We start from the raw sequence: 8,407 nt of genomic DNA, 5'->3' as shown, positions 1-8,407 counted from the left end.
AACTCCGCTTCGGTCTCAACGCCTTCTGCGAGCACTGTGATGTCGAGTGCTTTGGTGATTCCCATGATGCCAGCCACGACAGCCTGGCGGGCCGGACTGGTGTCGATTCCTCGGATGAGCAACATGTCGATCTTGATCAGGTCTGGCTGGAACTCGACCAGGAGTCCCAGTCCCGCATGACCTGCACCAAAGTCATCGATGGCGGTGGTGAAACCATGCTTGCGATATTCGGTGATGATGTTCGTGAGGTGAGCGGTGTCCAAAACCTCCTCATTTTCGGTGAACTCGAACATGACCGATGACGTCGGGAAACTGCATCGCTCGGCCGCGAGCAGCGTCGCACGAAGGCATGCAGCCGGTTGGTAGACCGCGTTCGGCATGAAGTTGATGGAGAGCATCAATTCCTCTCCCGCAGGAAACAGGCGCGACGCCAGCTCGATTGCCTTGACGCGACAGTCCTGGTCGAAGCGGTATTTTTGCTCCGGCGAGATCTTTGACAGGACTTCAAAAGCACCCTCACCGGATAAACCTCTGACCAGCGCTTCGTAGCCCCATACGCGGCCGGCAACCGCGTCATAAATTGGTTGGAAGGCATGCTGAAATCGAAGTCGAGCTTTGAAGATGTCGTGCAGCTGTTGCATGCCATGTGGAGCCCTCCCTCACTGGTTACATCCACCGTAGGGCACAACTGTTTCGATTATAGCGGCTTGATTCGAGACCACTTCTGCAGCGCTTCGGTGTGGGTGCGTGATGACCAGTAAATTGGCGCCATGCGGGCCCCCGCAAACGATGGTTTAGGGGATGCTGGCGAATCGGAACATCCCTAACCAGTTAGGTCTCCGGGAGCTTGCGGTCTTTGCCATGTTCACGCCAGTAATCGTCTCGTTGTTTCCTCACGAATTTCACGAGATATACCACCATGGCCACCGCGAGGGCGGCTTGCATGACTACGACGACCCACTCCCACGGCTCAGTGCGCAGGACCGGTATCCATGGAGGTATCAGGAAGACGACAAGCACCAGTGCAAGGAAGGCCGCGGCTGGCCGTTGTTGTTGTCGGGATTTCATGGTCCACCCTATCGATTTCGATTCGTAAATACGATGGATTTCGTGACGCCGAAAGATGAGACACGACGTGCGAATTGAACGGTTTTGACGACCCTTTGTGCGTGCCGGGTGGTTGAAGCTATGAGGGAATCACTTGGTAGGTGCTGCGATGGCAGGTCAGGTGGGTCGTTGCGGGTAGGCCCGTTATTCTTTCATCGCGGCGTTGACCCACCGTGAGCCCGAACCTTCGGCGGCAGCTTCGTCTTGAGGGTTTAGCATTGCGCAAGTCTTCATTGACAGGCATCCACATCCAATGCAGTCGTCGAGTGACCGTCGTAAGGTATTCAATTCACGGATCCTGGCGTCAACTTTCATCTTCCATGGCGCGCTGATCCGATGCCAGTCGGCAGGGGTTGGGGCTGTATCGAGGGGAATGCCTTCAAGGCTTTTGTGGATCTCCCGCAGACTTAGTCCGACGTTTCGGGCCGCGGCGATAAAGGCTAGACGACGCAACACGCTGCGGTCGAAAACTCGTTGATGCCCGCTCCGTCCGGCGCTACGAACAAGACCGAGATCCTCATAGTGGCGAATGGCTGACACCGCGAACCCCGATCGCGCGGCAACTTTGCCAATTCCTAGGTATTGGCGCGCTGCTTGAGTCATGTAGCAAAACTACGGCGGATACCTGTTGCGCTCAAGTGCGCTTGAGCGCATAGGTTTCGTCAATGATTGCTATGGGGATGGATATAAGTACAAGTTCGGCTTGTCGGGGCAGAGCTGACTCGCCCAGAGCGCGTTTTCCTCGGTGCTTGAAGCTATGACAAGGCGGTGGGAAGGAACAAGGCAGTTGATCCGCCCCTTTAAGGATCAGCGAAGTCGCCGGCTGCTGGCGGCATTTCTCACGTCGGAGCTTGGTGATGGCATAACGGCAGTCGTTGTCCCGCTGGGTGTGTATGCGGTCAGCGATAGTGTTGTTGCCTTAGCCTCGACGTTCCTGGGGAGAATGCTTCTCGGTTCGTTGTTTGCCGCAGTAGGCGGAACTATTGCGGATTTCGTGGATCGGCGGGTTCTTCTGCTGGGAAGCTATGTGGTCCGCGCCGTCCTGGTTGCAGCACTCATTCCTTTATCCGAAGCCAACACAGTCGCTTTCGCCGTTCTTGGCGTGCTTGTGGGTGCGGCGGGTTCGTTTGATAACCCGGCGGCTGAATCCGCTCTCCGGACCACCTACAGACATGACTTGCAGTCGCTCGCAGCAGCACGAAAAACAGGCAAAACTGTTTCGCAGATGGTGGGTCCAGCGATCGGTGGTCTGCTGTTTGGTCTCGGCGGTCTAACTCTCGCGTTAGGGATCAACGTTCTTACATTCGTGGTCGCCCTGGCCCTTCTAGGCTTCAAACGGCTCGCGCCCGGCAAGGGCCATAAGATGTCAGCTCCCCGAAAAGTATCTCCACAGAATGCGGGGCTTGGGTGCGCTTCGAGATTGGGAAGCTACAAAGGCCAACTACCACCAGAAGTGTCTATGGCGTTCGTGTCGTCAGCGGGCGCGTCCTTCCTGGTTGCCGTCGCCACTGTTCTGGCTGTGCCGTACCTAGCCGATCTACCCGACGCCCCAGCTGGTGCTTATGGATACGCTCTGGCCGCTTACAGCGTCGGGGCTCTTCTCGGTCTGTGGCTGGCAGGCATCGGTACATGGGTCAACGTCCGCCTCAAAAGTATCCTCATCTTCTCCGCCGTAGCCTTCGGCCTGATCACGATGGTGAGCGTTTCAATCCCCAGATGGGAGATATTCGCGGCTGCATGGTTTCTCTGGGGGATTGCTTTCGGGCCGGAGGACGTCGTTAGCGACTCAAGAGTCGCTTCAGTGATCACCGACCAATGGTTGGCTCGGGTGTACGCAGCATGGTCAATTGTGGGGAAAATTGGTGCGGCCGGAGCCTACGTTCTCGTCATCGCTATCGGTGATCTTGATATTCAGTTCGGCTTCGTCACGATCGGGCTGCTGTACGCGGTCATCCTTCCTGTCCTCATCATCGTCCTGCCAAAAGAAACAAGAGAGAGGACGCCTTTACCTAAGACCTGAACCAGCAAACGCCACTTTCGGTCACCCGGTGTGGCCGGTAACGATGGTAAGTGGGACGGGTCACCGGAGACATTATCCCGATTGATCGATGTATTGATCTTCGAGTCCGTGGTTGCACTGTGCCTTTAGCCCCTCGCTGTAAAGTGTGGGGCTTCGAGTACTCTGGCTCGATGACTGACTCTCATGCCTCAGATTTGTACGATGCCGTCAACACCTGGGGCATTGATGACGAGTTCTTTCTGAAATTCGCTACAGCGGTCCCTGCTGCCCGGGTGCTCGACCTAGGCTGCGGCACCGGACGCGTGACTCTTGCGGTCGCGCTGGCAGGCGGCAAGGTCACAGGTGTAGACCCTAATGGGACAAGACTAGAAGCGGCACGGGCAAAGCCGGAGGCCGGACGTGTGGAATGGATCGAGGGTGACTCGACGGCGATTCCACCGGACCACGAGTTCGACGCTGCAATTATGAGCGCGAATGTTCCTCAGGAAATTCTCGACGACGCGGAATTAGCTCGGTCTTTCGCCGATATCGCAGGTCATCTCGTCCCGGGCGGTCGGCTTGCTTTCAACAGCCGTGACCCAAAGGCACGAGGGTGGGAAGCATGGACAAAAGAGTGCAGCCACAAACTGGTCCAGCTTCCCGAAGGGGAGAGTCAGCACTGGTACCAAACCATCTATGTTGACGAGGCGAACGGCCTGGTTGAATTCTGTGCGCACGAAGTTGGCGTTGATGGCACTGAGACTGTCGGATGTGACACCCTCCGCTTCCGTTCAGAAGAGCACTTGCGCACCATGCTCAGCGAGGCAGGGCTGGTCGTCGATGAGGTCTTCGGCGGATTCGAGGGCGAGCCAACCGGGCAGGGCATCGGCAGCCTGGTCATTACCGCCCACAAACCTTAGCGCCCCAAGTCGGTGGCCCTTCAAATTGACCACAACCGGACCGTACAAGCGGCAAAGGGCTGCTCACCGTCGTGCATGACCGGAAGCGGGACCCTGAGTGGAGCAGGGCCGCTGACCGGTAACGATGGTCGGCGTGACATCGAGGTTCAGGTGATCCGGGCGGCGTGACACGCCGCATTGTCTGTCTCGTTTTCTGTGCCCGTTTGAGATGAGTAGGGACCTACGTTTGTGCAACTACCGCCGGCCGATGGGCCACTTGGAATTTGCTGATCTAGGAGTGCGTGGCGATCCAGGCCCAGCTTTCCGCGCGGTTTGGCACGGCTGGGTGTTGGGCGGGGCGGTCGAGGTGTCCACCATCGTTGTGACTAGCTCACCCACAATAAGTAATGGATGCTGATTCGTAGTCCGTCATGCTCTGGAAGAATGTGGTGGGTGCAAGATTCCAAGAGCTTCGAGCTTCACGCGTGGGTAGATGAGAGCATGCGACCCACGAGGGACGACGAGCGCATGTATCTGCTCGGCGCCGTCGTGGCTGATCCGTCGTGCTGTCAACGAGCAAGGGACGAATTGCGGGGTGTGCTGCCTAGAGGTGCCCGGAAGCTGCACTGGACTGACATGGGAGATCGCGAGAAAAGGCGCGTCACTGGGCTCATTGCTGATTTGGATATGGCGCACCTGATAGTTGTGGGGACACCACTGAATTACCGGAAGCAAGAGCACGCTCGCGCGAAATGCATGGAACGACTGCTTTGGGAACTGGGGCAGCTGGAAGTCAATAAAGTGTTCCTGGAACAACGCACTCAGTCCCTAAACAAGCGAGATATGGCCCTTATCGAGCATTTACGCGGTAGCAGGTCAATTCCACCAAGACTCCGCGTATACATCGAGCAGCCGTCCACAGAGCCGATGTTGTGGATTCCAGATCAAGTGCTGGGAGCGCTGGGAGACGCAGAGTCCAAGAACAATAGATGGATGGAGCTGTACAACGGTGTTGTGGAACGCATCGACATAGTGATCTAGACAGCGCGAAGGCCAGGTCCCGCTAATCACGGGGATCCTGGCCCTTACTTCTCGACTCTCCCAGCAGGAGAGGAGCTACATCCATTAAACATGGCGGTAGGTATTCTGTCTACCTGTTGTGACAATTTTACCGGTGATCCTGCTCATGAGCATGAACTGGGGTTTAGATCAGCCACAGGGTCCAAGGGGCCAGCTCGACGTAACAGTTGTTATCGGCGTTCGACGATGAGGATGTCTTAGCTTGAGCTGGCCTCGGCAGGTTAGGTTCTTCGCGGGACGTTCGTGAGTACATCTTCGGCTTGATCCTCATCTAGAATCCAGCGCTGGTGGGGAGGGTGCTCGGGGTACTTGTCCCGTAGATACGCACGCACAACTGCGCCGGGACGGGATTCATTTGTGTATCCAAGCTTGCGGGCGAGCTCGATTGGTCGGTAGGTGGCCACCTTAGAAGTCTAGGACGAAGTGGTCTACGGAGGCGCTAACCTAATTTCTTTGTAACTCCAGGCCTAGGTCTAGTTTGCTACTGGTCGTATCTCTTTGTTGGGGAAGAGCAGGAGGGGTCGTTTCCATGCTGCCCACGCGCTGGCAAGGGCTGCGAGGAAGCATAGGACGATCACTATGACTGGTTGGACGGTGATGTGTCCGCCTCCTTGTCCGCCGAGAGTCATGAACATCTGGGACAAGGGTAGGGAGATTAACGGAAGCAGAATGAGGCAAGCCCAAGGTCGCGTTTTTCGGCCGGTGATGGTGATTAGTGCCGCTATCAGGGCAAGTTCGAGAGTCCATCGGGTGAGCACGGCTCCATCGATAAACCCTCCGCTGTTAGGTGGCCAGAAGGTTCTTTGGGATCCGCTTCCTTGGAGATAACTCGTGAGCGTGATGATGATGCCCAATGCCGGTGATCCTATGAAGACCAGCTGACGCAGCCGCGGAGTCCGAATGGGATTTCCTACGAGAGCGAGAAGGCTTGTCGAAGCGAAACAGGCAAAAACGATGAGGGGTACCCCTATGGCGGGGGCAGTGTTTGTCAGGACGATAGCTAAGGTGAAACTGGTCAAGATAGTCGCAACATGCATGAACTTGGACAAGCCACCCCTACCCGCCGCCTGTGCAAGGAAAGCGCCAACAGCCAGCACGAACACGATGGCCGCGGGAGTCGTGACTGGTCCGAAGGGGTGGTCTGCAAAGGTGTAGCTGTTCCAGCGGAACCAGCGTCCGAACTCCCCGAGGACCAACATCATCAAAGCCAGCGCGGTACCAGCGATGAGCCCGACGGCAGCAAGCCGGTCTCGCCGGCGCCGCGGCACCACCGATAGCGCCTGGTTCACACGAGCAATCAAACCGTGAAGACCCAGTTCCAGGAGCTCCGCGGTCGAGGCTTTGGTCGTATTCTTCTCAGCGGCGATGTCCAGCATCACCCCGAGAAGTTCCTCACCGTGTGCGGCCCTCCATCGTGAAGGGTATGTGCGCAGCGCGAGGCGGTACCTGCCCTCAAGTGCAGTCATCTCACTCACGCGATTCCTCCTACAGTTCGCGTCCGAAGACTAAGCCGTGCGGCGTCCGCGTTGGACTCCAATCGGCTGGTCTCACGTTCTAATGCCGTGGCCCCGCTGTCGGTCAGGGTGTAATAGCGACGGAGTCGACCATCGACGATTTCCTCGCCGGCGTCGCCCACTAATCCCTCTTCCTTCAAGCGGTCGAGGGTTGTGTACAGGCTGCCTGGCTGCAACGTCACCCTGCCGCCGGAAAGCTTTTTCGTCTCTGCCAAAAGGGAATAGCCGTGGTGCTTGGCTCTGGCCAGAGCATTCAGGATCAGGAAGGTCGGTTCACGCATTTCACGGATACTCATGACGGCAACTATATGTATGTTGCATGACTATTCCGCCGAAGATGAAGGCGTGTCGCCGAATACACCGTTCAGGAAGACTGAAAACGAAGACTATGGAAGAACAGTAGGGCCCATTCGCTCTGGTTCCCGCGCTCACTATCGATCGACGGTGGACGGTCCTCCGCCCCGACGTAATAGACCGTTATCGGCGGACCGGGTAACCATGGGAAAGCGTCGATCGAACCTTCAGCGGTTCCTCAGAGGGTCGGAGAGCGATTTTGCTACCTAAACCGAACGAAGAAGTAAAGGCCGGATGCAACAGCAGCAAGTAGACCGCCAACCAGGAACATGGCAACAACTAATGCTGCGGGCAGCCCAATAAAGGCTATGGATGACGTTGTCGCTGTCACGATGGTGATTAGAAGGCACTCGGCTGCAGAGCGTTTGAAATAGGTCCAGTTGCTTGCCAGAAGGTGATCAAGTTTCCAAACTGCGCCACCAACAGCGGCCCCTAAGACAACCCCAATTCCGGCGCCGAAAATTGCATAGACGGATGCCAGCCCTATCGAACGTCCTTCGAGGGCAGAGGTCCTTGGTGCACCGATTCCGGCGACCACAGCGATTACCCCGATAGCTGCGCCAACTGTGGCACCGAGGATAAGAGCAGCAATCACCGCGGAGGGCTGCAATGGCCGTGATTCGGGTCTAACTACCAACGGTGCCCTTTCAGGTGGAGAGCCCATTTTACGAAGTCGTATGTGCTGGTGCTCAGGCTTTCTATGTCTGAGCGGAGGGAAGCGGGGGAAGCTTCTCTGCGCGGGCTGCTCGGATGATAAAGAGAATGCTCACGATAAGGAGAAGTAATCCCAAAGCCAACATGCCTGAATAGAACGGGGTTGCTGGACAGCCTGCCGAGCTGTCCTCGCCTGCACATGCTAGGCCGGGTTGGAATAGCCCGATTGCTGTGCAGGCCGATCCAACGCCGAGAAGAACTATTCCGATAGTGCCCCACATCCGCTTTTTCATACCTCATCACACCACGAAGTGTCCGATCAGCGGGGGAAGCGCTGTGTGAGCTGCTGCGGTGATTTCGGACAGCGGATTTGGTGGTTTTCTCTAAGCTGCCATGGCTGGCTGGTGGTAACTGTAATGGACTTCGTTGGGTCGGCGGTAATCGAGGGCTGAATGCCGACGGCGGCTGTTGTAGAAGCCCTCGATGTAGCGGATGACGCCTCGTTTTGCCTGTAATTTGGTGGCGTAAACGGTGCGGTAGACCCGCTCGTTTTAAAAGCGCCGAAGAAGCTCTCGGCCAGGCTGTTGTCCCAGCACACACCCGTGCGACCCATCGAGGAACGCATCCCCAGACCGGTGACCATCGTCCTGAATATAGCCGAGGTATAGACGCTGCCGCGATCGGAGTTAAGCCGGATTCGGCTTAACAGCGATTATGCCGAGGAAAACGTTAAGCCGAGTTTGGTGCGTTTTCCCTTGTGATTCGGGGGTCTCGGTCCCGTTCCTCGGGTTAACGTTCCT

The 8,407-nt window shown here is 56.9% G+C and carries 9 protein-coding genes and 1 pseudogene; 3 read left to right on the top strand and 7 right to left on the bottom strand.

Going from position 1 to position 8,407, the window contains the following annotated elements; all coding sequences use genetic code 11:
• The 3 genes from IWX64_RS16170 to soxR all read right to left on the bottom strand — a co-directional run.
• The coding region (locus IWX64_RS16170; protein ID WP_334683375.1) for an EAL domain-containing protein at positions 1–641 on the bottom strand (641 nt) is incomplete at its 3' end.
• A gap of 190 nt (positions 642–831) precedes the next feature.
• Positions 832–1,068, bottom strand: coding sequence for a hypothetical protein (locus tag IWX64_RS16165; protein ID WP_196868153.1), 237 nt, complete (start codon positions 1,066–1,068; stop codon positions 832–834).
• Between the two features lie 183 nt (positions 1,069–1,251).
• Complete coding sequence (soxR, locus tag IWX64_RS16160; protein WP_196868152.1) at positions 1,252–1,710, bottom strand: redox-sensitive transcriptional activator SoxR; 459 nt, start codon at positions 1,708–1,710, stop codon at positions 1,252–1,254.
• A 184-nt stretch (positions 1,711–1,894) separates the two neighbouring features.
• Here soxR and IWX64_RS16155 point away from each other — a divergent pair, with 184 nt between their 5' ends.
• The 3 genes from IWX64_RS16155 (at position 1,895) to IWX64_RS16145 (ending at position 5,046) form a co-directional block, all read left to right on the top strand.
• Complete coding sequence (locus IWX64_RS16155; RefSeq protein WP_196868151.1) at positions 1,895–3,127, top strand: MFS transporter; 1,233 nt, start codon at positions 1,895–1,897, stop codon at positions 3,125–3,127.
• Between the two features lie 170 nt (positions 3,128–3,297).
• On the top strand, positions 3,298–4,026 hold the full coding sequence (locus IWX64_RS16150) for a class I SAM-dependent methyltransferase (RefSeq protein ID WP_196868150.1): 729 nt from the start codon (positions 3,298–3,300) through the stop codon (positions 4,024–4,026).
• 432 nt (positions 4,027–4,458) lie between these two features.
• Positions 4,459–5,046 carry a hypothetical protein gene (locus IWX64_RS16145; protein ID WP_196868149.1) on the top strand — a complete coding sequence of 196 codons (588 nt, stop codon included), beginning with the start codon at positions 4,459–4,461 and terminating at the stop codon, positions 5,044–5,046.
• Positions 5,047–5,558: 512 nt separating this feature from the next.
• Here IWX64_RS16145 and IWX64_RS16140 read toward each other — a convergent pair.
• From IWX64_RS16140 to IWX64_RS16125, 4 genes and pseudogenes are all read right to left on the bottom strand, one after another.
• Positions 5,559–6,560, bottom strand: coding sequence for a hypothetical protein (locus IWX64_RS16140; protein ID WP_196868148.1), 1,002 nt, complete (start codon positions 6,558–6,560; stop codon positions 5,559–5,561).
• Positions 6,557–6,895: a PadR family transcriptional regulator gene (locus IWX64_RS16135; protein WP_196868147.1), complete on the bottom strand. Its 339-nt coding sequence runs from the start codon at positions 6,893–6,895 to the stop codon at positions 6,557–6,559. The genes IWX64_RS16140 and IWX64_RS16135 overlap by 4 nt, the downstream gene beginning before the upstream one ends.
• 260 nt (positions 6,896–7,155) lie before the next feature.
• Complete coding sequence (locus IWX64_RS16130; protein WP_196868146.1) at positions 7,156–7,548, bottom strand: hypothetical protein; 393 nt, start codon at positions 7,546–7,548, stop codon at positions 7,156–7,158.
• Positions 7,549–7,990: 442 nt separating this feature from the next.
• A pseudogene (locus tag IWX64_RS16125) lies at positions 7,991–8,295 on the bottom strand (integrase core domain-containing protein); the annotation flags it as partial.
• Positions 8,296–8,407 lie beyond the last annotated feature (112 nt).

The sequence above is a fragment of the Arthrobacter sp. CAN_A212 genome (assembly GCF_015752345.1).
Taxonomy (GTDB): domain Bacteria; phylum Actinomycetota; class Actinomycetes; order Actinomycetales; family Micrococcaceae; genus Arthrobacter_D.
The sequence above is the reverse complement of the archived record's forward strand: the minus strand, read 5'-3'. Positions and strand labels throughout refer to the sequence as shown.